The 24,761-nt window shown below is 37.8% G+C and carries 30 protein-coding genes, 1 pseudogene, 1 riboswitch and 1 other annotated feature; of the genes and pseudogenes, 8 read left to right on the forward strand and 23 right to left on the reverse strand.

The window, feature by feature from the left end; all coding sequences use genetic code 11:
- Positions 1–131: 131 nt before the first annotated feature.
- A complete protein-coding gene (locus tag NSQ62_RS13485; RefSeq protein WP_341320653.1) occupies positions 132–515 on the forward strand; it encodes a rhodanese-like domain-containing protein in 384 nt (127 codons plus the stop codon).
- A gap of 143 nt (positions 516–658) precedes the next feature.
- On the opposite strand, the gene gcvPB is transcribed toward NSQ62_RS13485, so the two are convergent.
- The 10 genes from gcvPB to comGA form a co-directional block, all read right to left on the reverse strand.
- A complete protein-coding gene (gcvPB, locus tag NSQ62_RS13490; RefSeq protein WP_341320654.1) occupies positions 659–2,137 on the reverse strand; it encodes an aminomethyl-transferring glycine dehydrogenase subunit GcvPB in 1,479 nt (492 codons plus the stop codon).
- Positions 2,130–3,476, reverse strand: coding sequence for an aminomethyl-transferring glycine dehydrogenase subunit GcvPA (gene gcvPA / locus NSQ62_RS13495; RefSeq protein WP_341320655.1), 1,347 nt, complete (start codon positions 3,474–3,476; stop codon positions 2,130–2,132). The genes gcvPB and gcvPA overlap by 8 nt, the downstream gene beginning before the upstream one ends.
- Positions 3,477–3,539: 63 nt before the next feature.
- Positions 3,540–4,640, reverse strand: a complete 1,101-nt coding sequence (gene gcvT / locus NSQ62_RS13500) for a glycine cleavage system aminomethyltransferase GcvT (protein WP_341320656.1) — start codon at positions 4,638–4,640, stop codon at positions 3,540–3,542.
- Between the two features lie 197 nt (positions 4,641–4,837).
- A riboswitch (glycine riboswitch) is annotated at positions 4,838–4,931 on the reverse strand.
- A 129-nt stretch (positions 4,932–5,060) separates the two neighbouring features.
- Positions 5,061–5,573 carry a shikimate kinase gene (locus NSQ62_RS13505; protein WP_341320657.1) on the reverse strand — a complete coding sequence of 171 codons (513 nt, stop codon included), beginning with the start codon at positions 5,571–5,573 and terminating at the stop codon, positions 5,061–5,063.
- A 199-nt stretch (positions 5,574–5,772) separates the two neighbouring features.
- A complete protein-coding gene (gene comGF, locus NSQ62_RS13510; RefSeq protein WP_341320658.1) occupies positions 5,773–6,225 on the reverse strand; it encodes a competence type IV pilus minor pilin ComGF in 453 nt (150 codons plus the stop codon).
- A complete protein-coding gene (locus tag NSQ62_RS13515) occupies positions 6,216–6,416 on the reverse strand; it encodes a hypothetical protein (protein ID WP_341320659.1) in 201 nt (66 codons plus the stop codon). The genes comGF and NSQ62_RS13515 overlap by 10 nt, the downstream gene beginning before the upstream one ends.
- Position 6,417: 1 nt before the next feature.
- A complete protein-coding gene (gene comGD / locus NSQ62_RS13520; protein ID WP_341320660.1) occupies positions 6,418–6,981 on the reverse strand; it encodes a competence type IV pilus minor pilin ComGD in 564 nt (187 codons plus the stop codon).
- Complete coding sequence (comGC, locus tag NSQ62_RS13525) at positions 6,953–7,303, reverse strand: competence type IV pilus major pilin ComGC (RefSeq protein ID WP_341320661.1); 351 nt, start codon at positions 7,301–7,303, stop codon at positions 6,953–6,955. Before comGC ends, comGD begins: the two co-directional genes overlap by 29 nt.
- A 12-nt stretch (positions 7,304–7,315) precedes the next feature.
- Positions 7,316–8,392 (reverse strand): competence type IV pilus assembly protein ComGB, encoded by a 1,077-nt coding sequence (comGB, locus tag NSQ62_RS13530; RefSeq protein WP_341320662.1) that lies wholly within the window; start codon positions 8,390–8,392, stop codon positions 7,316–7,318.
- Positions 8,373–9,386: a competence type IV pilus ATPase ComGA gene (gene comGA, locus NSQ62_RS13535; RefSeq protein WP_341320663.1), complete on the reverse strand. Its 1,014-nt coding sequence runs from the start codon at positions 9,384–9,386 to the stop codon at positions 8,373–8,375. The genes comGB and comGA overlap by 20 nt, the downstream gene beginning before the upstream one ends.
- 172 nt (positions 9,387–9,558) lie before the next feature.
- Between comGA and NSQ62_RS13540 the strand changes: the two genes are divergently transcribed.
- Complete coding sequence (locus NSQ62_RS13540; RefSeq protein WP_341320664.1) at positions 9,559–10,257, forward strand: helix-turn-helix domain-containing protein; 699 nt, start codon at positions 9,559–9,561, stop codon at positions 10,255–10,257.
- Positions 10,258–10,375: 118 nt separating this feature from the next.
- Positions 10,376–10,618: a DUF2626 family protein gene (locus NSQ62_RS13545; protein ID WP_241368793.1), complete on the forward strand. Its 243-nt coding sequence runs from the start codon at positions 10,376–10,378 to the stop codon at positions 10,616–10,618.
- A 42-nt stretch (positions 10,619–10,660) separates the two neighbouring features.
- Here NSQ62_RS13545 and NSQ62_RS13550 read toward each other — a convergent pair whose 3' ends face one another.
- Positions 10,661–11,305, reverse strand: coding sequence for an MBL fold metallo-hydrolase (locus tag NSQ62_RS13550; RefSeq protein ID WP_341320665.1), 645 nt, complete (start codon positions 11,303–11,305; stop codon positions 10,661–10,663).
- Between the two features lie 173 nt (positions 11,306–11,478).
- Here NSQ62_RS13550 and NSQ62_RS13555 point away from each other — a divergent pair, with 173 nt between their 5' ends.
- The gene (locus tag NSQ62_RS13555) at positions 11,479–11,658 is read left to right on the forward strand and encodes a DUF2759 domain-containing protein (protein ID WP_341320666.1); all 180 of its coding nucleotides are present in this window, start codon (positions 11,479–11,481) and stop codon (positions 11,656–11,658) included.
- 120 nt (positions 11,659–11,778) lie between these two features.
- Here the strand turns inward: NSQ62_RS13555 and NSQ62_RS13560 are convergent, their stop codons facing one another.
- From NSQ62_RS13560 to rpmG, 4 genes are all read right to left on the reverse strand, one after another.
- Positions 11,779–13,671: an LTA synthase family protein gene (locus NSQ62_RS13560; RefSeq protein ID WP_341320667.1), complete on the reverse strand. Its 1,893-nt coding sequence runs from the start codon at positions 13,669–13,671 to the stop codon at positions 11,779–11,781.
- A 279-nt stretch (positions 13,672–13,950) separates the two neighbouring features.
- Positions 13,951–14,154 (reverse strand): YqgQ family protein, encoded by a 204-nt coding sequence (locus NSQ62_RS13565; RefSeq protein WP_341320668.1) that lies wholly within the window; start codon positions 14,152–14,154, stop codon positions 13,951–13,953.
- A 16-nt stretch (positions 14,155–14,170) separates the two neighbouring features.
- A complete protein-coding gene (locus NSQ62_RS13570) occupies positions 14,171–14,737 on the reverse strand; it encodes a 5-formyltetrahydrofolate cyclo-ligase (protein WP_341320669.1) in 567 nt (188 codons plus the stop codon).
- A gap of 132 nt (positions 14,738–14,869) precedes the next feature.
- Positions 14,870–15,019 carry a 50S ribosomal protein L33 gene (gene rpmG, locus NSQ62_RS13575; protein ID WP_008408521.1) on the reverse strand — a complete coding sequence of 50 codons (150 nt, stop codon included), beginning with the start codon at positions 15,017–15,019 and terminating at the stop codon, positions 14,870–14,872.
- A 162-nt stretch (positions 15,020–15,181) separates the two neighbouring features.
- On the opposite strand from rpmG, the gene NSQ62_RS13580 reads away from it, so the two are divergent.
- On the forward strand, positions 15,182–15,637 hold the full coding sequence (locus NSQ62_RS13580; RefSeq protein WP_341320670.1) for a hypothetical protein: 456 nt from the start codon (positions 15,182–15,184) through the stop codon (positions 15,635–15,637).
- Complete coding sequence (locus NSQ62_RS13585; protein WP_341320671.1) at positions 15,634–16,125, forward strand: hypothetical protein; 492 nt, start codon at positions 15,634–15,636, stop codon at positions 16,123–16,125. The genes NSQ62_RS13580 and NSQ62_RS13585 overlap by 4 nt, the downstream gene beginning before the upstream one ends.
- A 46-nt stretch (positions 16,126–16,171) precedes the next feature.
- On the opposite strand, the gene NSQ62_RS13590 is transcribed toward NSQ62_RS13585, so the two are convergent.
- Complete coding sequence (locus NSQ62_RS13590; protein WP_341320672.1) at positions 16,172–17,023, reverse strand: DegV family protein; 852 nt, start codon at positions 17,021–17,023, stop codon at positions 16,172–16,174.
- A 243-nt stretch (positions 17,024–17,266) separates the two neighbouring features.
- Here NSQ62_RS13590 and NSQ62_RS13595 point away from each other — a divergent pair, with 243 nt between their 5' ends.
- Both NSQ62_RS13595 and NSQ62_RS13600 read left to right on the forward strand, forming a co-directional pair.
- Positions 17,267–17,746 (forward strand): glutathione peroxidase, encoded by a 480-nt coding sequence (locus tag NSQ62_RS13595; RefSeq protein WP_341320673.1) that lies wholly within the window; start codon positions 17,267–17,269, stop codon positions 17,744–17,746.
- A gap of 100 nt (positions 17,747–17,846) precedes the next feature.
- Positions 17,847–18,581, forward strand: coding sequence for a glucose 1-dehydrogenase (locus NSQ62_RS13600; RefSeq protein WP_341320674.1), 735 nt, complete (start codon positions 17,847–17,849; stop codon positions 18,579–18,581).
- A 44-nt stretch (positions 18,582–18,625) separates the two neighbouring features.
- On the opposite strand, the gene NSQ62_RS13605 is transcribed toward NSQ62_RS13600, so the two are convergent.
- The 7 genes and pseudogenes from NSQ62_RS13605 to NSQ62_RS13635 all read right to left on the reverse strand — a co-directional run bounded on the left by NSQ62_RS13605 (position 18,626) and on the right by NSQ62_RS13635 (position 24,719).
- A complete protein-coding gene (locus NSQ62_RS13605) occupies positions 18,626–19,486 on the reverse strand; it encodes a TIGR04104 family putative zinc finger protein (RefSeq protein WP_341320675.1) in 861 nt (286 codons plus the stop codon).
- Positions 19,479–20,129: pseudogene (locus tag NSQ62_RS13610) on the reverse strand (sigma-70 family RNA polymerase sigma factor). Before NSQ62_RS13610 ends, NSQ62_RS13605 begins: the two are co-directional and overlap by 8 nt.
- On the reverse strand, positions 20,077–20,445 hold the full coding sequence (locus NSQ62_RS13615) for a DUF5071 domain-containing protein (RefSeq protein WP_341320676.1): 369 nt from the start codon (positions 20,443–20,445) through the stop codon (positions 20,077–20,079). The pseudogene NSQ62_RS13610 and the gene NSQ62_RS13615 overlap by 53 nt, the downstream one beginning before the upstream one ends.
- Entirely contained in the window at positions 20,442–21,023 is a 582-nt protein-coding gene (locus NSQ62_RS13620; RefSeq protein WP_341320677.1) for an aminodeoxychorismate/anthranilate synthase component II, read from the reverse strand. The genes NSQ62_RS13615 and NSQ62_RS13620 overlap by 4 nt, the downstream gene beginning before the upstream one ends.
- A complete protein-coding gene (gene trpE, locus NSQ62_RS13625; RefSeq protein ID WP_341320678.1) occupies positions 21,020–22,408 on the reverse strand; it encodes an anthranilate synthase component I in 1,389 nt (462 codons plus the stop codon). The genes NSQ62_RS13620 and trpE overlap by 4 nt, the downstream gene beginning before the upstream one ends.
- 54 nt (positions 22,409–22,462) lie before the next feature.
- Positions 22,463–22,669, reverse strand: a binding site (T-box leader).
- A gap of 50 nt (positions 22,670–22,719) precedes the next feature.
- Entirely contained in the window at positions 22,720–24,081 is a 1,362-nt protein-coding gene (locus NSQ62_RS13630) for a hypothetical protein (RefSeq protein ID WP_341320679.1), read from the reverse strand.
- A complete protein-coding gene (locus tag NSQ62_RS13635; protein WP_341320680.1) occupies positions 24,078–24,719 on the reverse strand; it encodes an ATPase in 642 nt (213 codons plus the stop codon). The genes NSQ62_RS13630 and NSQ62_RS13635 overlap by 4 nt, the downstream gene beginning before the upstream one ends.
- Positions 24,720–24,761 lie beyond the last annotated feature (42 nt).

Below are 24,761 nucleotides of genomic sequence, written 5' to 3' on the forward strand. Positions count from 1 at the left end.
CTGAATTGATAAAATACCATTGTTCTTTCAAAATTTCCTCGCCTCCAACTATTCATTTTAACAAACTGACTCGACTAACTCTAGTTCTTCTCTTATAATAGAAAGTACAGAAAGAAAGGGGCAACAACACTGTGACAATTTTATACACAATTCTCGTTATCCTAGTAGTAATCGTCGCGTATATCGTGATCAACTCAATGCGCTTAAAAAAAGCGGTAACCAATTTAACACAAGAGCAATTTATCGAAGGCTATCGTAAAGCGCAATTAATCGACTTACGTGAACCAAAAGAATTCGAAGCGGGCCATATTCTAGGCGCGCGTAACATCCCAATGACGCAGTTAAACACACGTCATAAGGAAATCCGTCCAGACCTACCAGTATACCTATACTGTCAAAACTCTGGTCGTAGCGCACGTGCAGCGCTAACATTAAAGAAAAAAGGTTATACACAAATTTCCCAATTACAAGGCGGCTTTAAAACTTGGACGGGTAAAGTAAAATCTAAAAACTAATTTATAAAAGCTCTCTAGCATGTAGAGAGCTTTTTTCTATGGCTAATTATGAGTTTCTACTATTATATATCCAAATTGTTAGAAGTCTAACCTCCGCAAAGAAAAAAGAGTCAGAAGAAACACTCTGACTCTTTAATTTCCAATTAAACTTGTACAGTTTCAGCTTTTGTATAACGTAAAATCGGTGTACGTGCCGCACGTGTCTCATCTAAACGATTTACCACAGTTGTATGAGGTGCTTCTTGTACTAATGCTGGATTGTCGATTGTTTCTTGTGCAATTTGAATCATTGCATCACAGAATGCATCTAATGTTTCTTTAGATTCTGTTTCAGTTGGCTCAATCATGATGCCTTCTTCCACGTTCAGTGGGAAGTAAACTGTTGGTGGGTGATAGCCAAAGTCTAACAGGCGTTTTGCAATGTCAAGCGTACGTACGCCAAGTTTTTTCTGACGACGACCTGATAAGACGAATTCATGCTTACAGTGACGGTTGTATGGTAAATCAAAGTGCTCTTCTAAACGACGCATCATGTAGTTGGCATTTAATACCGCATATTCTGTTACCGCTTTTAATCCGTCTGGACCCATTGAACGGATGTATGTGTATGCACGAACGTTGATACCGAAGTTGCCGTAGTAAGGCTTCACGCGACCAATTGTTTGTGGACGGTTGTAATCAAAGTGGAATGTACCGTCTTCTAATTTCACGAGTACTGGTTTTGGTAAGAATGGAATTAAATCTGCTTTCACCCCTACTGGACCTGAACCTGGGCCACCGCCACCGTGTGGACCTGTGAATGTTTTGTGTAAGTTTAAGTGTACGCAGTCAAAGCCCATATCGCCAGGACGTGCCTTACTCATTACGGCATTTAAGTTAGCGCCATCATAATAAACTTTACCGCCGACACCGTGAACGATTTCAGCCATTTCTAAAATATTTTCTTCAAATAAACCAAGTGTGTTCGGGTTTGTTAACATTAATGCTGCTGTGTCAGGACCTACAACACGGCGTAAATCATCTAAGTCTACTAAGCCGTCTTCATTTGATTTAATAGTAATTGTTTCAAAACCTGCAACTGTAGCAGAAGCTGGGTTTGTACCGTGCGCTGAGTCAGGAACGATGACTTTGTTACGGTGGCCTTCGCCATTTGCTTCGTGGAATGCACGAATCATCATCAGTGCTGTCCACTCACCGTGTGCACCTGCTGCGGGTTGTAGCGTTACTTCATCCATCCCTGTAATTTCTTGTAGAGATGTTTGTAGGTCATATAGTAATTCCATTGCACCTTGAGCTGTAGACTCATCTTGTAATGGGTGGATATTAGCAAAGCCTGAGAAACGTGCAACCGATTCATTGATTTTTGGATTGTACTTCATCGTACAAGAACCAAGTGGATAGAAGCCTGAGTCTACACCGTGGTTACGGCGAGAAAGTGCTGTATAGTGACGCATAATATCTAGTTCTGATACTTCTGGTAGTTCGGCTGCTTCCGAACGTACTAATTCAGCAGGTAAAAGTTCTGTAAGATCGAAATCAGGTACATCTAACGGTTCTAAATTATAGCCAACGCGACCTGGTTTTGTAATTTCAAAAATAAGTGTCTGGTTTTCGTTAAGCATTGTAAGCCCCCATCTCCGCAACTAGTGCATCAATTTCTTCTTTTGTACGAACTTCAGTAACTGCGATTAACGCATGGTTTGCTAATTCTGGGTGCACTCGACCTAAATCAAAACCACCGATAATCTCTTTTTCGATTAACGCTTTGTTCATTTCAGTAACGTTAGCACTTGTTTTCACAACGATTTCGTTGAAGTGTGCACCTTGGTAAACAACTTCAAAACCTGCTGCTTCAAATGCATTTTTCGCATAACGTGTTTTTACGATGTTTTGTTTTGCCATTTCTTGCATGCCTTGTTTGCCAAGTGCTGTCATGGCAACAGAAGCTGCTAATGCAAGTAACGCTTGGTTTGAACAGATGTTAGAAGTCGCTTTATCACGACGGATATGTTGCTCACGTGCTTGTAATGTTAATACGTACCCACGACGGCCATCTTGGTCCACTGTTTCACCAACTAAACGACCTGGTACTTTACGCATTAATTTGTTTGTTACAGCGAAGAAACCACAGTGAGGACCACCGAATGCCTCTGCGATACCAAATACTTGTGCATCACCAACTGTAATGTCGGCACCTAATTTACCTGGAGGTGTTAAGACACCAAGTGCTAATGGGTTAGCCGATACAATGAATAACCCTTTTGCATCATGTGTAATATCCGCAAGTGGCTGTAAGTTTTCAATTTGACCAAAGAAGTTTGGATATTGCACGATAACGCCCGCTGTTTGATCGTCAACTAAGCCTTTTAACGCTTCGATGTCTGTTACACCGTCTTTTGTTGGGATCGTAATGACTTCGATTGATTGACCGTATGCATACGTTGTTACTACGTCTTTATATTCTGGGTGTACAGCACCAGATACAAGAAGCTTTTTACGACGCGTATGACCTGCTGCTAGCATTCCCGCTTCTGCAAGTGATGTACCGCCATCATACATAGAAGAGTTTGCTAAATCCATGCCTGTTAGCTCAGCAATCATTGTTTGGAATTCGAAAATTGCCTGCAATTCTCCTTGAGAAATCTCAGGTTGGTATGGTGTATACGCTGTGTAAAACTCAGAACGAGAAATCACGTGGTCTACAATTACTGGCTTGTAGTGGTTGTAAACTCCTGCACCTAAAAATGATACGTTTGTTGCTGTATCTTTATTTTTTGCTGCTAATTGTGCTAATTCTTTCATTAAAGCTGCTTCTGATTTTGCTGGTTTAATCTTATACTCGCCTTTAAAGCGTACTTTTTCAGGAATGTCTGCGAAAAGCTCATCAATTGTAGCAACGCCAATCGTTGCTAACATTTCTTGTTGATCAAGTTCTGTCATTGGTAAATAACGATGTTTCATTACATAACCCTCTTTTCAAAAGTTTTATTTGGTGGATATGAAAATATAACTTTTCAATGTTTTCTAACTACGTTTATAAAATGGTTTTTCAACGATTACAGCTTTTGCGAGCTTTCCGCGAATTTCAACTTCTACTTCAATTCCGACTTCCGCGAATGTTGCGTCAATTAAAGCTAAACCGATGTTACGCTTCGTCATTGGTGATTGTGTACCTGTTGTTACGAGTCCAATTTGTGTACCGTCTTTGAACACTTTATAGTCATGACGAGGAATCCCTTTGTCAATCATTTCAATACCAACAGATTTACGTGGTAAGCCCTTTTCTTTTAATTCGATTAAGGCTTGCTGCCCGATAAATTGTGGATCTTTCGCTAATTTCACCGCAAAGCCAATACCAGCTTCAAGTGGTGTAATATCTTTTGATAATTCTTGACCATATAATGGTAAGCATGCTTCAAAGCGAAGTGTATCACGCGCACCAAGACCTGCTGCGACAACACCTTTGTCTTTACCCGCTTCTAAAATTTGATTCCAAAGTTCAGCAATTGCTGACGGTGTACCGTAAAGCTCAAAGCCGTCTTCACCTGTATAACCAGAGCGAGATACAAGCACTGAATGACCACCAATGACTACGTTATCTTGGAATTTGAAATATTTAATTGTTGTTAAATCTGTTTCTGTTAACGTTTGTAGTACTTCTTCAGATAAAGGACCCTGCAATGCGATTTGGGCATAGTCAGCTGATGCATTTGTTAAGGTAACATTGCCTTCTACATGCTTTTGTAGCCACTCGAAATCTTTTTCGATATTCGCTGCGTTGACACAAAGTAAATAGCGGTTTTCTTCTAAACGATATGTTAGTAAATCGTCTACAACTCCACCAGTTTCATAGCACAGGGCACTATACTGTGCACCGCCAATAGCGATTTTTGAAATATCATTTGATAACATTTTTTGTAGGTAATTAAGCGCATCTGTACCTTCTACAAAAATTTCGCCCATATGCGATACATCAAAAAGGCCTGCGCGATTACGAACAGCATCATGCTCATCTTTAATCGATGAAAATTGAACCGGTAACTCCCAGCCACCAAAATCAATTGTTTTGCCACCGTATTTTGCGTATTCATCAAAAAGGGGTGTTCGTTTTAATTCGTTTGTCATGTTCAAGTCCTCCTTATTCATATGTAAGTTTTGTAACAATTCAGATTTTAAATCCCACAAAAAAGGACAGACGAATCCCGTTACCGAGATTCTCTGTCCTTGCACCTGAAAGTTACACCTATTATTGATATTCGATCACATAATAGGCTTTCCCCGTGGGTGGCTGTCTTGTACTAATACAGCGCTCTCCAGAGTTGCGTCCAATACGAGTCTTTTTGCCTGAGAGATTCATAGCCCTTGCTATTTGCTCCTTCGGCGACGTGACATCACGTTCTCTCCCCGCACCATCATCCGCGTTAGCTTTAATTTGTTAAATTGGTAAGATTACTCTTAGCAATATCCTAACATTGAATGCCATAAAAACGCAAACATTTTTTAAATTAACTTCAAACACGAATAATTATCGATATTATGCGCATTTTATTCGCATTTAAGACGATTTACCTGGAATGCAATGTATTCGACAATTTGACGTAATGTACGGCCAGCTGTTAACACTTGGATATGGCCTGCTTCACGATAAAATTTACGTCTGTTATTGTACAGTTGCTCTAATTCTTGTTCGGTAGAATTTTGAACAATTGGACGATTTTTATCGTTGCGGATACGCATGTAGATATCGTCAAACTTTGCATCCAAGAAAAACACAAGCCCTGTACGGCGCATGATTTTTCGATTTTTCTCGCTGATTGCTACACCGCCACCCGTGGCTATAATGCATGCTTCATTCCGAAACCTTTGTAAAAATTCTGTTTCAATTTCACGGAAACGCGTTTCCCCGTACTTTTCAAAGATTTCTGGAATCGTCATTCCCTGTTGTCGAACGATTTCATGGTCCATATCATAGTACGGCATTTTTAAGTAATAACTTAAACGTCTACCGATTGCACTTTTTCCGCATCCCATAAATCCAACTAAATATATTTTTCGCATGCCAATCACCTTCTTCTAGTTACGAACTGCTCAAACCTTTTACTCACTACTTAGTATGTTTATCGTAGCACGAACGTAAATAGATTCCAATCCATTATAGATTTTTAATTGGCTTAAATATGCATTTATATAATATAAAACAGCTCCTGTAACAATAAATAATAAAAATATGGCCATTAAAAACAGGATTCCCCGTTCATTATTCAGGTAACGGCAATACAAGAATTCTTTCACGTAGTTTCCCATCCGCTGTCACTACTTTCATGATAATTTCATTACCTAGCTGCTCGTATTGCAATTGTTTTGCAAAAGGAAGCATTGTTTCATTCCCTCCTAAATTTGAACGCTTTCGTATATGTTCAGTTGGAAGTTCAAAAAAGAACGTTCGATTTTCCTCATCACCTATTGGTTTAAATGCCAGCCTTCCAGACGTTATAACGGCTCCTGAAAGCGAATTTTGATTGTATTGCTGCATGTCATAGACAAATAACTCCCAATTGACATCATGTTTTATTTGATTGATATCCTGTATTTCGCGTATCCATATAATAATGAGTACGCTAATCGAGGAAAATAAAACGAGGACAATTAGTTGTAACAAGCTTTCTAGCAAAGTAAACCCTTGCTCATTGATTGATCTTGTTAAACGCATAATTCCTTATTCACCCCATCGATTTCATACGTAACACATATTGTACCCTCAGCGAAGTACCACGTATAAAACATGTCATCAATTTGTTGCTGTCCGTTTACTTCACCGTATCGCTTATATTTCAGGGCACCATTAAATGCGACTTCCGCGGCATGCGCTTGTTTTTGCTTGACTATTACCTGCTGCTTCATATTAACCGTCAACGGGATGAGTGTCGACGTTAGAAAAAATAGGATGACGAGTGCTAGCAGCGTATCTACAAGTGTTAGTCCCTTCTGGTATTTCCCCGACATTTTTCGGAATCAACCTCCCTTTCCCGATATTTAACGAATAACTATAATATTTCCCGTTCAAATGATAGGACATGCTTCCGGCACTATTGACGTTACCATTTGGTCGAAATGAGATTCTATAATTACTTGTCGAAATGAAGATTCTCATCCCTTTTGGTAACGTTTGTTCAAATAAGATTTCGCCTTGATCTGCATAATGCTTTACTCGGATCATCTGGCAATTAATTACCTGAATTTCATATCTCGATTTTGACTCAATTGACTTTACTTGCGCTAATCGAATAAGCACTTCAGTTTGGTCAATAATTTGTTCATTTGTATAATTTGTCAATTTTTCTGTTGTAACATATAACAGTGAGCTGCTAATTACCATAAATATCGCCAGGACAACAAGCATCTCAATCAGTGTAAAGCCGCGCTCGCTACTTACAAATTTACTCACCACTAGGCGTTGTTTCTCCATCGGTTTTCTCGGGCTCTTTTTTAACTGGACCTTTTACGACTCCACCTACAATTGTAATCTTTTCATCATTTGGACATTTCGGCTCTTTGTCGTTAATATAGCCATCTTTAAGCAAAACATCGACCGAGGTCGGATATGTTCGGTTATTTAATTTGTACGCCTCAACTTGTCCTTGAAGCATCAGAACATAGGCATCACAGCCTTTTTCATCAATTGTCGCAAAATGCTTTGACACGTTTGGAATCGTTACTAAAATCAAAATCGAAATAATAAATAGCACAACTAACATTTCTACGAGTGTAAAACCCTTTTCATTTTTCATTTGCTCACCTCATTAAATAAAATCAATCACGTCATACATCGGTAATAAAATACTTAAATACGCGGCAATGACACATACCGCAATGACAATAAATAGTAACGGTTGAATGACGGCTAATAATTGCCCAATCCACTTCTCCATCTTTTCATCTAGTAATTCACAATATAAAATTAACTCTCTCCCTAATAGGCCACTTGCTTCTCCGTGCGCGATGAAGTGTTCAAATTTCGGATAAAAATAGCCGACTGCTTTTACAGCGTGGGCAAGGGAATCGCCAAATACGATGCGTTGCTGCAAAACCTGCGCGATATAAGCCATTTGCTTTTGATGCTGTTGTAGCTTTAAATGCTCAAATGCCTGCTGCAACGATAACCCCGCTAACAATAAGTTGCCAAGATTGCGCGAAAATTGGCGTGTTAGTAGCAATTGCCACACTAAGCTTACATAGGGGATTCGAAATAATAATGTCAATTGTAAATCCACACGTTTCTTTTTCACATACAGCACAAAGCAAAATAAGAAAAGTGCAACAGAGAATAAAAAAATAACAATCATATCTGGGATGTGTAGAAAAAATGTAGACCACTCAATACTTGTAGTTGTTGCTTCATTGACGCGAGAGGTTAATACAGAGGACATATTCGGCAAAAAATACGTACGGAATGCTAGAAATAAACACAGTAAAAAGCCGAATAAAAGCACTGGATACGATAAGACTTTGATTAATTTTGATTTTGCCATTTGCTGAAAGATTAACTGCTTTGCAACTAATTGGATTGTTTCGTTTAATCGACCCGATACTTCGGCTAATTCAACAGATACTAAATATTGTTTATCTAACCCTAAATACATAAACACCTGCGTGACATTGCCCCCATTATGCAAAATCGATTTCACTTGTTGTTGTACGGGCAGATAGTCTTTCACGTGATAGGGCAATAGCATTTCAATACTGTGGACAAATGTGTAGCCTTCATTTAGTAATATAGCCATCCGTTCAAGTAAGGTAGGTAATTCAGCCGCCTTAATCACCGCCTTTTGAAACATTGGCTTGTTCCAAACAACAGCTTTAAATAGTGGTATGTTCATAGGCACCTCCCAGCAAACTGTTTATTTGCCCAGCTAGAGTATCTTTAATTGGGATGGAATAATTCAAATTGTTACGCGTGGCTTCAAGTGCGGTAGTTAATTCATTTTGATGAAGCAACTCGAATACTGCTTTATAACTGCCTTCATGATCGATTAATGTTTGCGCAATGACCGCACGCAATGTTTGGCGCATTTCTTCATAAGAAATGGACAAATCATGCAACCGAAATAAACAGTTCACAGTATCTTTTGCATGAATTGTTGAAATGACTAAATGACCTGTCAAAGCCGATTCCATCGCAATTTGTGCCGTTTCCTTATCACGGATTTCCCCAATCATGATAACCTCTGGTGAGTGACGAAGGATGGCTTTTAATCCTGAAGCATACGTAATTCCAGCTTTTTCGTTTACTTGAATTTGCAAAACTTCAGGTTGCGTACTTTCAACGGGGTCTTCCAAGGAAATAACATGGCGATTTAACACGCTCGCACAATGATGGACTAAAGAATATAACGTCGTTGTCTTACCACTCCCTGTCGCACCACTCACTAAAATAAGACCACTCTGCTGTTGTAACAAACCATTTAGTTGAACTGCACTTTGAGAAAAGTGACATAATACATCAATAGGCAATGTATAGTTTTGACGGAGCACACGAATTGCTAAACTCTCTTTTTGATAGGCTGAAGGTAAGGTTGACACTCGAAAGGAATAGTCGTAGTCATAGAAATTTTGTTGAAAGGCACCACTTTGAGGTTTTCGTTTTTCACTAATATCTAGGGAGGATAAAAATTTAAAATACGATATCATTCGATTCGCCAGCTCTGTTGGAATTTGCTCGACTTTTTGAAAGCAACCGTATTTCCTGTACATTAATTGATAATAGTCTTTTCTTGGCAGTACATGAATATCTGAGGCCTGGTAATCAATCGCTCGTTGTAAAAGCTTGATACACTTTTGTTCAAGTATAGATTCTTGCTCGATATCCCCCACTCCCTTCTTTTAAAGTTAACGCAAGTATAATAGAATACCAATAAAAAGAGAATTATAATCCCAATAATTTCTTTTTATGTGAAAATTTCATGGTAAATTGACAATTTCAAATGATCATCATGTAAAATAAGAACAAGCTTTCATTTTTAATGAAATGATTGGAGGTGAAAAAATGCAAGATTCAATTAAAATTACAAGTACACTAGCAGATGAAACACGCTTTTCCATTTATGAGTTTATGTTACAACATAAAAAATACGTGAGCGTTCAGGAAATTTCCGATGAATTTGGCATCCATTCAAACGTCGCTAGATTACACTTAACAAAGCTCGCTGAAATCGGTGCTATATCAGCTGAATTTTTAAAAACAGGAAAAGGCGGGCGACCCGGACGCGTTTATCGTATTAAACAAGAAGGCATTCATCTAAGCTTTCCACGGCGAGACGCTTCTTCCCTTTTAAAGTGGTCCTTGCAATTAATTTCCCAATTAGGAGATGAGGCGCTAGAACAAGCAAAAATAATTAGCTACGAAGACGGGCGGCAAATGATGCAAAAACTCGTCGCAAGTCATAAAAATCATCACACATTACTTTTTGATGACAAGCTAACACTATTAACAAACAGCGCCAAATTAATTGGCTATATCCCAGAAGTGCGTAGCAACAGTAATTCGAAATCATTACATTTTTCTATTTATAACTGCCCGTTTCATGATCAACTAACGAATCATGCTGAGATTGTTTGTCAATTACATGAATCTTATTTGCGTGGACAAGTAGATGCATTGTTTGAACTCAACGAATTTACACAAATTGAGAACATGCAGCACCAATGTGATTTTTGTAACTATACAATCGAAGTTCACAATTAATGGAAAAAACATGCGATTGTCACAACTCTTCCATAAGTTCCAGTTTACATTGTTCAGAACATTGGCTTATAATAGATGAGAGATTAGTCTATTTTACGTAAAAGGAGGGAAATTCTACATGAGCAATATGTATAAAGTTATGGCATTTTGGACAGCTATTTTCGCCGTTATGTTCTACCTTGGTGGTATGAACGAGGTTTCGCTATTATTCATAGGTAATACAGGATTATTTTTATTATTAGGCTTCTTAAATCTGTCTGAACGCATGTATCTATACATTTTTGGAGCTTACTTAACTGTTTTCTTCGCAGGATTCACGTATTTTACTACGTTTATGCACACTCCCGGTGGAGGACACTAATAAAAAAACGACTGCGCAAGTTGCAGTCGTTTTTTTATTTCATTAAAATCCATTTAAAAACGGATTTTGGTTTATTTCGGCAGCTGGTGTTGTATAGTTACCGTGGCCTGGATAAATAATTGTGTCTTCAGGTAAAGCTAATAACTTGTTATGAATTGATTTTAATAACACATCCATCGAGCCCCCGATTAAATCTGTTCGTCCTACGCTACGCTCAAATAATGTATCCCCAACAATTGCAAAACCGTCCTCTTCAAATATAAATGAGACACTTCCTGGAGAGTGCCCTGGCGTATGTGCCACTTTAAACGTAAAGTCGCCTATTGTCAGACTTCCTTCTTTACGAAGAATATGCTCCTCACTTGGGGCGTTCACCGTGTAGTTTGGCAGCTCTGCATATTTACCTGAACCATTTTTCAGTGGGTCTGCTAACCAACTCACTTCTTTTTCATGCACATAAAGTGGTAGGTCAAACACCTCACGCAAGGCATCAACTGCCCCAATATGATCAAAATGGGTATGTGTTAATAAAATCGCTAACGGCTTTAACCCCTTGCTACGAAGTTCTTTTACTAAACGTGCCCCTTCTTCACCTGGATCAAAAATTAAACAATCTTTATTTTTATTGCTAACAATATAACAATTCGTTTGGACTGGGCCAAGCGAGTATGTGCGTACACTATACATGATCGTCACCTCAAAAATTATTTTTTATACCGCTACTAGTGTACCATGACTAAATCGTTCATATAAACGTCATTTTTAGTTCTCGACAAACGAAAAGGAAACATTTACAATTAAGAAGAATATTGTTACGACATTATTTGGAAACTAATGTTGAGAGGAGTGTCAATTTTTTCATGAACTTATTAATGGTTATTTTTGGCTTAATCGCAATCTTTGGCGTAGTTGGCATATTCCAATCAATCAAACAAAAAAACATCTTAGCCGTAGTGTTTAACGCAGCGACTGCAGGTGTATTTGGTTGGTTCGTTATTATGACGATTATTAATCAGGGCTACCCACCAGTAGCTCACTAATTTTTAGAAAAGACATCATTTCACGCCACAAAGCGAGAAATGATGTCTTTTCTTTTATCAGTGGTTTTACAACACTACAACTAAAACACAAAAAGCGCCTCCACATGGGAGACGCTTTTGTTATTTTTCATCAACGATTAAATTACCTGTTTTCACATCATAAAAACGTAGTAAATCACCATTAATAATTTGATCTGAATAACCGAGTTCAACTGTAGCACGCTCGATATACGGCTCACAATTTACTAGGTCCGTTTCTTCGCCTGTTGCACGGTCATAGCATACCTCGCCTGCATAGACTACCTTATCTGTAATGAATCGACCATCACGGAAAATAACGAAGTCTTCATGCTCTTCAGAGAAAAGATCAGCTCCAAGTTGCATATCCTTTGATGTATCAATCCCCAGTAAGTGTAATAATGTTGGACGTAAATCTAATTGACCTGAAACATCGTCCATCACTTGTCCATCATTTGAGCCCGGAATGTGCACATATAGTGGCACAGCTTGTAAGAGCGCGCTGTCATATGGCGTAATTTCTTCTTTACCTAAATATTGCGCCATTGCTTTATTATGGTTTTCAGAAATCCCGTAGTGGTCGCCATACATGACAATAATCGAATTATCATATAACCCTTGTTCTTTTAAATCATCGAAGAATTCTTTTACCGATTCATCTAAGTAGCGAACCGTTTGGAAATAACGATTTAATGTAGCTGAGTTTGAATCAAATTCATTAATCATCATATCTTCTGGATCTAAATAGAACGGATAATGGTTTGTTAATGTGATTAAACGACTATAAAACGGCTGTGGCATGTCTTTCATAAGTGCCGCTGATTGCTCGAAGAATGGAATATCCTTTAAGCCCCAGTTTACAGAGTTTTCATCGTTTACATCATATGATTCGATATCATAAAAGTTGTCTAAATTAAATGAGTTGTAAATCATATCACGGTTCCAAAATGACTTATTGTTGGCGTGCATAACGTTTGAATAGTACCCATTTTCTCCCACTTTTTCAGCAAATGAATTGTACGTATTTTCACCATGTGTGAAGAATACCGCACCGCGACCTAAGCCAAATAATGAATTTTCAAAAATAAATTCCGAGTCAGATGTTTTTCCTAACCCTGTTTGATGATAAAAATCATTGAAATAATACGTATCCTTATCCTGCGTTAATTCATTTAAAAATGGTGTGACAACTTCCCCATTCATCTCATTGTTTATAACGAAGGTTTGTAACGATTCAAGTGACACGACAATGACGTTACGCCCCGCGTATTTCCCAAACATTTCAGCGTTCGGTTCCGCTTGGTTCGCACGCACGTAGTTGTTCACTTCGACTAATTCACTTCCATCTGCTAATGCACGCTGCGCAGATGATTTTGATTGCACATATACATCATATAAATGATAGTTATACGTACCAATGTTTTTCACAAGTAGCTCACGGTCAAATGCACGTGTTAGTAACTGTGGACGCTCCGTTTCTGCTAATCCTAAATTTAAAAATAGCATAGCTGCTGCTAGTACAAAGTATGCTTTACGTGCATCTTTGCGAATTGGCGACAGATCTTGTGATTTTGCTAAAAATTTCACTGCAAGTAAAATAATGAAAACATCCATAAAGTATAATAAGTCCACCCAGCTAATAATTGCCGCTGCGGATGTCCCTAACTCACCAAAATTACTTGTTTGAAATAATACAGGCAATGTTACAAAATCATTATAAAATCGATAAAACGCTACATTACCATAAACCACTAATGCTAATAATATACTTCCGCCTACGATATAACGATTTCTTACTTTTTGTGACTTGAAGAATAGTGATATTCCGTAGAAAAATAATAAAAAGCTTAGCGGGTTAATAATTAAAATTAACATCTGCATTGCATTTTCTACGTCCATATCAAAGCTCGTTCGATAAACAATAACCGTTTTTATCCATGTTGCTATGACAGCAATCGCTAATATCGAATGTTTAGGCCACTTAAAATTACTCATATCCTATACATCCTCTCCAGTAGTTCTTAAGTTTATTGTAATTACATAATTCCAGTTGAAACAAAATCTATCTTAATCCTTTTTATACCGACGCGCAACATTATTACTTCCAGCAAAATTGTACGCTAGTAATTAGTACGAATGAGCGGTGAAAAAGTTTCATTAAAATAGTAAAACAGCGGACACTTTGCCGCTGTTTTAAAGGAATATATACTTCATACGTTTTATCCCTTGTAAAACAAGCAAATCAAACGATCTCTACTATTATACAACAAAAACTTATTTTTGTTCCAATTTAAGTCTTTGCTCTTCTTGACGCAGTACTAATAAGGCCATTTGAAAATCTTTTGGCTCAATAAATTTTGATTTAAATAATTCTTTGATTTCATCTTCCATCAAATGTAAATCACCAATACGGTCTTTCGTGTAAATATAAATACCATATTGTTTTAATAAGTAAATAATATCTAACATTGATTGCATACGAAGTTCCCCCAAATCACTGTCCACAAAGTATCGTTTTGTGTTCTCCTACTATTATATGTACCGGCAAATCATGTGATTCTCTCGGTACTTCATTTAATAATTGTTCTTCAAATGCTAACGCAATGGTTGTGCCTTGATAATCTTGCAAATAACGGTCATAATAACCGCCTCCAAAACCGATGCGATAACCTAATACATCAAATACAACGCCCGGTACAACGATACAGTCAATTTGCGCTTTATCGACAGCTTCACAAAGCTCCGGAATCGGCTCTAAAATATTTTTATAAGCACGCTCTGTTTGTGCAAAAGTGTCAATCTCATAAAATTGCATTGTACGCTGCGATGCCTCGCACTTCGGGACAACAACTCTTTTTTTCATTTTCCACAGTTGCTCAATAATAAAACTTGTGTCGACTTCTGGTTTGTTCGACAACGTGATAGCAATTATTTTCGCCTCTAATACGCTTTTTTGTTGTAATAAATGTTTCGCGAGCGTACGCGAACGATCGCGATACGCTTGATACGGCATGTTGTTCAACTGTTGTAACACTGAGTTTCTTAGCTGTTTTTTATCCAAGCGAATCCCCCATTTATCAAAAGTTAAAAGTTCGTATCATCTTTTAATTGTTTAAAAAATCATAGCAACTTTCAACAAAAACGCATGTAAAAAGCCAAAACCAACAAGTGGCTTTGGCTAATTGAGCAATTATTACTTTGTTTCACGGTGAAGAGTGTACTTCTTCTCGCGAGAGCAATATTTTTTAAGTTCAAGACGCTCTGGATTGTTACGCTTGTTCTTTTTAGAAATGTAGTTACGTTCGCCGCAGTCTGTGCAAGCTAAAGTAATGTTTACGCGCATTATTAACCCTCCCACTCTAAATTAAGGATATAAATTTATTTGAGCATGATTTATACGACTTAACCATTATAACACACTTCTACAAAAAATCTAGTAGGATTTATTATTAAGTTTTAATATGTTAAAATTAGTTTTAAAAGAGCTTTTCAGGGGGACGATTTCATGGAAATTCCATCGATTATTATGATTACAGGTATTGTAATTATCCTTATATCATTATTTTTCAAAGATACATCAGGTAGAGTAGAAAAAGAGCTCGACGATTTATCGATTAATATTTACCAAGAAACGAATGCATTAAAACGTCGCATTAAAACATTAGAAGAAGAATTACTTGTTGAACCAAACTTCCAAATCAAATCACCAAAAGTAAATCAAACAAAGCAGCAAGATGTAATGGAAACATTCCAGCAAGTCGCCACACAAGTAAAAGCAGCGCAAAACTATGGTGCACAAACACAATATACGCAAGCAAGCGCAAAACCAATCAACGGTATTTTAGTGAGTCAAGTACTCGCACTAAACAGTCAAGGATTATCCATTGATGAAATTAGCAAGCGTTCGACATTATCACCTGCGCAAATTCAGTCAATTATCGCAACTGGAGGTCGCCAATGAAAAAGTCCATGCGTGCATTTGGAATCGGTATATTTCTAACAGGAGCTGTTATTGCAGGTTATGATCAATTCTTCCCCGACCAACAAACAGCCGATATGAGAGCGCTTGAAAAGCAAATTAAGCAATACGAACAGCAAATTGAAGCGTTAAACGAGCAACTCGCTCATCAAGAATCTTCAGAAACTACTGAGACGAATGAAAAAGAAGAACCAGCTGTACATACTGAATCGGGAAAAGACTCTAAAAAATCGACTGAATCTTCAAAAGACGTACTTGAAGCAACAATCTACGTTTATGAAAATGTATCAATCTACACAATCGGTCAACAAACCGAGGATTTAGGAATTGTAGAAAATGGGCGGGAATTAGAACTCTTTTTAGCTAAGCCAGAATACGCACGTTCTATTCAAAAAGGCGCTTTTGACTTACGCTCTGATATGACAATAGAAGAAATCGCGAAAATATTAACAGGTAAAAAGCTCGAATAAAACGAGGGTGCTAGGAAAATTCCTAGCACCCCATTTATGTTTTAAATTATTCACGAACCCAAGTTAAGCCAAGTGTCCCTTCACCCGCATGCACACCTACACATGCTGATAAAGCTGTTGGTGTAAAGTTAATATCCGGGAATTGTTGTTGTAATTCCTGTTTCCACTCAATGGCCCCACGCTCATTGTTGCAGTTAATAATTGCCACTTCTTTGACTGGAGACTTTTCGATAGCACGCTGTAATTTTTCAATGACCACTTTTTTTGCACGTTTTTCTGCACGTACCTTTTGTGCAACCTCAATACCGCCTTCTGGGTTGTACTGAATTACTAATTTAATATTTAATAAGTTACTAATAAACATCGCTGTTCCCGATACACGACCGCTTTTGTGCAATTGTTCTAAGCTTTCTGGAATAAATGCTAGTTCGCCTTTTTCACGCATTGCTAAAATTTCAGCCACGATTTGTTCAGGTGTAAGGCCTTGTTTTTCTAATTTCATTCCCATTTCAAGCATTGCCTGCATTGGATATGAACCAATTAATGAATCAATCGCATAGTTTTTGAAACCCGCTTGCTCAGCAGCCATTGGTGACGTGGCTACTGTCCCTGACAAACGTTCAGATGTATGAATCGCAATCGCACAATCATAACCTTCTTGCTTTAATTTTTCATATAATGCCACATGCTCGCCAAATGCCGGCTGCGATGTTTTCGGATGTGCTTTGGCGTTGCGTAATTTATCGTAAAATTCGTCGTGCGTCATATCCACTGTTTCGCGTAATGGTCCCTCTTCAAAAACAATGTTTAATGCTAACACGTGAATGTTATGCTCTTTAATAAATTCCGGCGTTAAAAATGCCGCTGTATCTGTAACCCATGCAATTTTCTTCGTCATGTAAAATCCCCTTAAAAAATAGTTTTATCTCCACACAATGTAAGCGGATTCACTATAGTACCATAGTGACATATGTCACATTATAAATAAAATAGTTATTTCATAGACAAGATTTCGACACGAAATTACTAAGTTTTTCATATTTTACGAGATAGCTATTATTTTACATTCGATATTATTAATTGTACGATACTTACGTATAATAAATTATTTATTCAAAATCTTAATTAAGGGGGCTTTTTTATGAATATTTACGACATTCCTGTCAAAACTGAAAAAGGCAATACGTATCAGCTCGACGAATATAAAGGTCAAGTCATGATGATTGTTAATACGGCAAGCAAATGTGGGTTTACGAAACAATTTTCACAATTAGAGGAACTTTATGAGAAGTATAAAGAAGATGGCTTCATTGTATTAGGCTTCCCTTCAGACCAATTTAAACAAGAATTAGAAGACGGTGCGCAGGCTGCAGAATTTTGTCGCCTCGATTATGGTGTAACCTTCCCTATGCATGACATGGTAAAAGTGAATGGCTCAGAAGCACACCCACTATTCCAGCATTTAACTTCTGAAGCGAAAGGTTTACTTGGTCAATCCGTTAAATGGAATTTCACAAAATTTTTAGTGGATCGTGATGGAAAAGTAGTTAAACGCTATGCACCTCAAGACAATCCATTAAAGGCTGAACAGGATATCACAAAGCTCTTAAATAAACAGTAAAATAAACTACTTTTTAGATGACTGAAATATAGTTTACACGTATACTATAACTGACATAGATAACTTCGTATGTTAAATACAAAAATTAGGAGTGTTTAGAATGGGTCGTTTAGACAATAAAGTAGCAATTATTACAGGGGCCGCACAAGGTATGGGTGCTGCACATGCACGACTTTTCGTAGCAGAAGGTGCGAAAGTCGTTTTAACAGATTTAAACGAAGAAAAAGGGCATGCGTTCGCAGCTGAATTAGGTGAAAATGCAGTTTTCGTTAAACAAAACGTGGTTAGCGAAGAGGATTGGGCTACTGTTTTAGCTACAGCTGAAGAAAAATTCGGTCCTGTAAATGTTTTAGTTAACAACGCTGGGATTACAATGGCGAAAAATATGTTAGACGTGACGGTTGAAGAATACAAACGCATCGTTGACATTAACCAAGTTTCAGTATTTATCGGCATGAAAACAGTAGCAGGTTCAATGATGAAAGCTGGCGGCGGTTCAATCGTGAACATTTCTTCTATGAACGGTTTAGTAGCTGGAGCAATTGGCTATACAGATACTAAATTCGCTGTTCGTGGTATGACGAAAGCCGCTGCGATTAACTTAGCGCCAATGGGCATCCGCGTAAACTCTGTACACCCAGGTGTGATCGCTACACCTATGGTTATGCAAGAGGATACAAAAGCGGCGGTAGAAGCATTCTCAAAACATATTCCATTAAAACGCGTTGCACAGCCTGAAGAAGTATCAAACATGGTATTATTCTTAGCATCTGATGATTCAAGCTACTCAACAGGCTCTGAATTTGTTATTGATGGCGGTATGACAGCTCAATAATACGAACAACGAAAGCAGCCGAGGACACTTCCTCAGCTGCTTTTTTAAAATAGCGGTTTCTCTTCGCCTTCTAACTCTAAAAATAGAGGAAGTAACACCACCATTATTGTGACACTCATCGAAATGCCACATGTGAGAGCCAGCCAAAGTGACACACCAAAATTCGATGGTAAAATAAGCAATGCACTCATCACACCCGAAATAATGCCCGATGCTTGACGTGTGCGTTTCGTATAAAACAGCTTGCCACCACACTTGTGACAGTTTCGATCTAATTTAAATTGCATCATGAGCTTGCGTTTTTCCTTAGCTGAAAATTCATGCTGACAGTGCGGACAACACACCTTTTCCATATTATTCCGCGCAGCAAATATCATACATAAAAACACGAAAAGTAGAACAAATAAATAAATCACATTAATTTTCGCCTGTTCCGATGTAAAAATCTCAAAGGAAATAACCGCAAAACTATACAGTAAAAGAGGTGCTAAAAATGTGAATACATAACGCAATTTATAAAAAACGTTACGTAGCTTTTGAATAACCGGCTGTTGCCAACGCTTGGTTTTCATCACGATTAATATAGCCATAAAGCTATTTACAAGGATTCCTACGCTAATGGCTAAACTTAGACGCATATGGAGTTTGAAATAATTGGAATGATCCGTTTCTATTCGATCATTTGGTGGCTGTGACGCCTGATGCATCGTGCCATTTGGTGAATCTGTTACGAGTAACAACACACAAAATGCCAGTAATAATACAAAAGCAGGTGCAATAATGACGGGCCAATAAAATCCTTTTTTCGGTGAGATACTTGGCTGTTGTACCATCTGCTTTTTTAGATTTTGTTTTTTCTCCGTTGTCAATTTTAGCTCTTGTAACTCCTGTTTCCATTTATTCATCCATCATCACCTCCATTTGTAGCTTTGGCTTTAACTTTTTACGGGCTCGTTGCAAGCGCGACTTCACTGTAGAAACCGCGACTTCTAACACGTCCGCAATTTCAAACACGGTCATTTCTTCATAATAATAGAGCAGTAAAACTTCGCGGTCCTTTAAGGGTAACGTTAACACTGCCGCGGTAATATCAGCGCGTAATTCCCGCTCTACATAAAGCTGTTCGGTTCCTTATGTTGTGCCTTGAAAGAACTCAAGCATGGTATGCTTCTTGTTTTTCCAGCTCCGTAAATAATCACAGCTACGATTCATCGTCATTTTCACTAAATACGTTTTTAATGAGGCATCCCCTTTAAATTGCTTGGAACGATGATAATAGTTCAAAAAAACATCTTGTACGACTTCTTCAGCGGCAAGCCGGTCCTTCGTATATATAAACGCAATGCGATATAAATAATCGCTATATGTATCAATCAATTGTTCAATATCCATTTGGCTACCTCCTTTCAACCGTATAGACGGCGTACATTTCAATATGGACGCAAAATTAACAAAAAAAATATTACGCCTAACGAATTTCATTAGGCGTAATGTGTTAAGGCTCAAAATTTTGCAATGCTTCTTGTGCAAGTTCGACAACATCTTCATGAAAGCCTCGCTCACCAGATGCGATTTGTTCTACACTTTCTGCTAACACTAGCTTCAAATAAAATGGTAACTTCGGAATCAGTTCGACGAAGCACCAATACACCCACATATCATCATCGCCAGCTAGTACATCGTCAATAAGCGGTGTCATTTCATTTGGATAAGTTACTAGTAGCTCTACAACTGGTTTTGCGACCGGCCAGTTCATATCTTGCATCCACGTCATGAGCTCCGGTAATAATGGAACAAGTTCGTTTGCTGGTAGCGTCTTTAGACGTTCTACTGCTTCAACATCAAATTTATCTTTAGGAATCATACATGTGCCTCAACTTGCTGTAAAAATGTTTGAATCATTCGGTCACCCGTTTCCGTACCAATGGATTCAGGATGGAATTGTAAGCCGTAAAGTGGATAGGCTTTATGTTGGATGGCCATGATTTCCCCATCATCCATACTCTTTGCAATCACTTCAAATTCCGCAGGTAATGTATGAGATTCAATAATCAAGGAGTGATAACGCATTACTTCGATATCTTCATTGAATGGTGCAAATAAACCACGCTTCTCGTACTCCAACATACTGATTTTGCCGTGCATTATATTTTTGGCACGGCTTACCGTTGCCCCAAATGCTTCGCCGATTGCTTGATGACCTAAGCAAATACCTAAAATCGGGAATTCTTTATATAACGTTTGAATCATGTCAACAACAATGCCCGCCTCTTTTGGTTCGCCTGGTCCTGGTGAAATGACGATGGCTTTTGGATTTAACGCGCGAATTTCTTCGACCGTTAGTGCATCATTACGCACGACCTTTATGTCCTCATACACTTTAGCTAGTTGATGATACAAATTATAGGTGAATGAATCGTAGTTATCGATAAGTAAAATCATTTGCGCACCTCCAGTAAGGCTTTTGCTTTATTTAATGTTTCCTCATATTCTGACTCTGGCACGGAATCGTAGACAATACCTGCACCCGCTTGCACATACGCCTTGCCGTCTTTGACAATCATCGTACGAATTGCCAGCGCTAAATCCATATTGCCTGACACCGATACATAACCAATTGCCCCAGCGTAGATACCACGCTTACGTTGTTCGAGTGTGTTTATAATTTGCATTGCACGAATCTTTGGTGCACCTGATACCGTGCCTGCTGGAAGACTTGCTGCTAATACATCCACTAAATGCGCATCGTCACGTAATTGTCCAATGACTTCTGAAACGATATGCATCACATATTTATATTTTTCGATTTGCATATATTTTGTCACTTCAACCGTGCCAATTTTTGAAACGCGGCCTACATCATTACGTCCAAGATCAACGAGCATTTTGTGCTCCGCGATTTCCTTTGCATCATGCAGGAGCATTTGTGCAATCGCTTCGTCTTCTTGCGCAGTTTTCCCGCGCGGCTTAGTGCCAGCAATTGGATTCGTTGTAACAATACCATTTTGAACCTTTACTAAGCTTTCAGGCGATGTCCCTAACAATGTATACGGTCCGAAATCCATATAAAACATATACGGCGAAGGATTTGTCGTGCGTAGTTTGCGATATAGCGAAAACGGATTTTCATTAAACTTCGCTTCAAATGTTTGTGATAACACAACTTGGAAAATATCACCACGGCGAATATGCTCCTTTGCCGTTTCAACCATTTCGATAAAACGCTCTTTTTTGATTGTTGGTGTGAATTGAACATCCCCCACCGCGACTTCCAGATGGATCACATTTTGTGTGATTTGTTTTTCAATTTTTTCAACAGCTTCCAGCATCTCTTGTTCCGAACGCCCTTGCTGTAATAAATCAATCACGACAATGGAAACTTGCTGCTGTAAATGATCGATGATGATGAACTGATCATAAAAAAATACGTGTACATCTGGCATGTCATATACATCACCAACAATTTCACCAATGCTTTCAAAGTGAAAAGCCGTTTCATAACCAAAATAACCAATTGCGCCCCCAAAAAAGGCAAATGGATAAGGCTCTTTACGAATTGGTAGAAGTTCCTTTAACATCGTTAATACGGGCTTATGTACCGTTTGTTGCACATCTCGCTGAAACTGATACACGCTCGTTTCACCATCGCCCTTTAATTCACCTATCGGATTAAGTGCGATAAAGGAATAGCGTCCGCTATCTTTAAATTTTGCATTCGATTCAAATAATACTTTTTGCTGTCCTTGTAATGCTTCATAAATTGCAATCGGCGTTAATGTATCGCCGTTGATTTGCTTTAACACATAATCTTTTGTTTCTACTGTCATTGCTCTTCTCTCCTCATCTCAACCTTTTGTGGACACAAAAAGGCCCTCTCGTACGTAAAGGACGAAAGAGCCGTGGTGCCACCTTTATTGACTAATTAATTTTATATTAGTCCACTTCATACTCGTAACGTGAGTCTACGGCATGGCATTTCCTCCGCGCAGCTAGAAAGTCCAATTCATAACGCATGTTTACTAACTTACACCACCCGTTAGCTCTCTTAAAAACAATGCCCTATTACTCTTTTTCATCATCGCTTTTCTATTACGTTTCATTGTATACTGTTTGTATTATTTTTTCAAACTATTTTAAATTAACTGTAAATATAAAATTGACCATGTGATTTCGCATAGTACAAACTTGCATCTGCATGGGCCGTTAATCCTGCATAATGTCGTTCCTCATCCGGAAGTTGTGAAGAATGGATAAACCCAAAATGAATCGGCACTTCTATATTTCCAATAGTAGAATGGACTATGACCGATTGCAATTGTTCTTCTAGCTTCATTAATAGTTGAAAAAACTTCTCTTCCGAAATATGCTGGATAATCGCTTCTCCTTCATTTTTCGAACGAACAATCACTTCCGACTCATAGTCAAATATGCTTTTATAAATCGTTTCAAACAACGTAAATAACAACTGATCTAAAAATAACTGACCAAATAATTCCTCTAATTGTTCGATGCCTAAGCTCCAGTGCAGACAATACATATCTAAATCATTTTGAAACGCTTGTTCCACATGCTGCTCAATCACCGATTGGGATATCACATTCGGATATTTCACAGATACAACCGGTAAGTCATCTACAAAAAAGAACTCCGAACCAATACTACGCAAATTTTTCGTCGGCACGGGCTTGGCTTCATGTTCTACAAGTAATGCATTCAATTCCTCATAATAAGAGAAACGACTGCCTAATTGAAAACGCTCCACACAATACTTCACAATATTCAAATGGATAATCGATGCTTGTTTGTAGTAATAGGTATAAACACGTTCTAAAAGCATGATACCTTCTGGGTTGCCACGATATAGCCCTAAAAATGCCTCAACAAGTTCAAGGTTCGCACGATAATGCGTTGAATCGTTCATCAAGTTTACAAATTCCTGTTTGGCAGTTAAAAAAGATTCTTCTTGTTTCATCGTTGCATAATAAAATAGCATCCCCATATAGGAACGAATAATCGTCTTTTTCGGATTTACTATCTTCCCTTTATAATAATGTGCTAAGTTCATCGCAATTTGAGCTTTTTCATGCTGCTTTAAAATTAAGAGCTGCGAGGAAATATTCATGAAATTAACAACTATCAGCTCTTCATTATTTAAGTGATGTGCATATTTTATCGATTGTTTTGCAACTTCAATGGACTCCTCATAATTTTTTAAGATGAAATGTAACAAGCTTAATAAATAATAAAACGCCATTTTATTGCGATCTTCACCATAGGTTAAACACAACTTCTCATAATCTCCCATAATTAGAATAAACGAATCGAATTTTCCAATTTCAAAATAAGAAGATGCCATATACTCATAGCAGTAAAGTGCATCATGGTATCTTTTCTCTTCTAATGTCATTGGAAGCGTAACCGTACCTAGCTTTATGACCTCATCGTATTTTAATTGCTCGTATAAATAGCCCAAGTATTTGACTTGATTTGAGATAATCATGTAACAAGGCCACCCCAATCATTAATTAGTCCAAAAACAACTTCATACACATCGGTCGCCTCTTCAATAGCATTTGTGTAGACGTCATCTAATGCTGATTTATATTGCTGATGAATGAAACGCAGCTCTGTTTCGAGTGTCGCTTGTAGTAAAGCAAGCTGCTTTGGATAATCCTCTAACTCTATATATTTTTCGTCATAGTAGGGGCGAATACTTTTTTGATTATATTGTTGAAAGAGTTTAAAGCTTGTATGTACTTCTTCATTTTGTGACATTTTCTCAGAAATGAATTCATTTAACCCCTTATATAAATAGATGGCACATATAAATGCTAATTTTTCATTATCATATACAGCTAATTGAACATAGCGCTTCATTTGTACGTCGTTAATCATTGTCAAAAAATATAAACGATACGGATAAATCATTCTATTTTCAGGGTGATCGATGCGCTCTTTTGGATTCGTAGAAATTAAATACCAAATATCCAGGATTGAAACAGTTCGTTGATAGGTATCACTAACAAACGGTAGGGTAAGCGAAAAAAGATCTAATTGATCCATTAAACGTTGAAATGATGAAAATTTCTCATCCGATATTAAAAAAAGACAATCTTCTTTCATAATTTTCTTATACATTAAATATACCTCCCGTTCAATTCATTAGTATAATTTACATTT

It is taken from the genome of Solibacillus sp. FSL H8-0523, assembly GCF_038051985.1.
Taxonomy (GTDB): Bacteria; Bacillota; Bacilli; order Bacillales_A; family Planococcaceae; genus Solibacillus.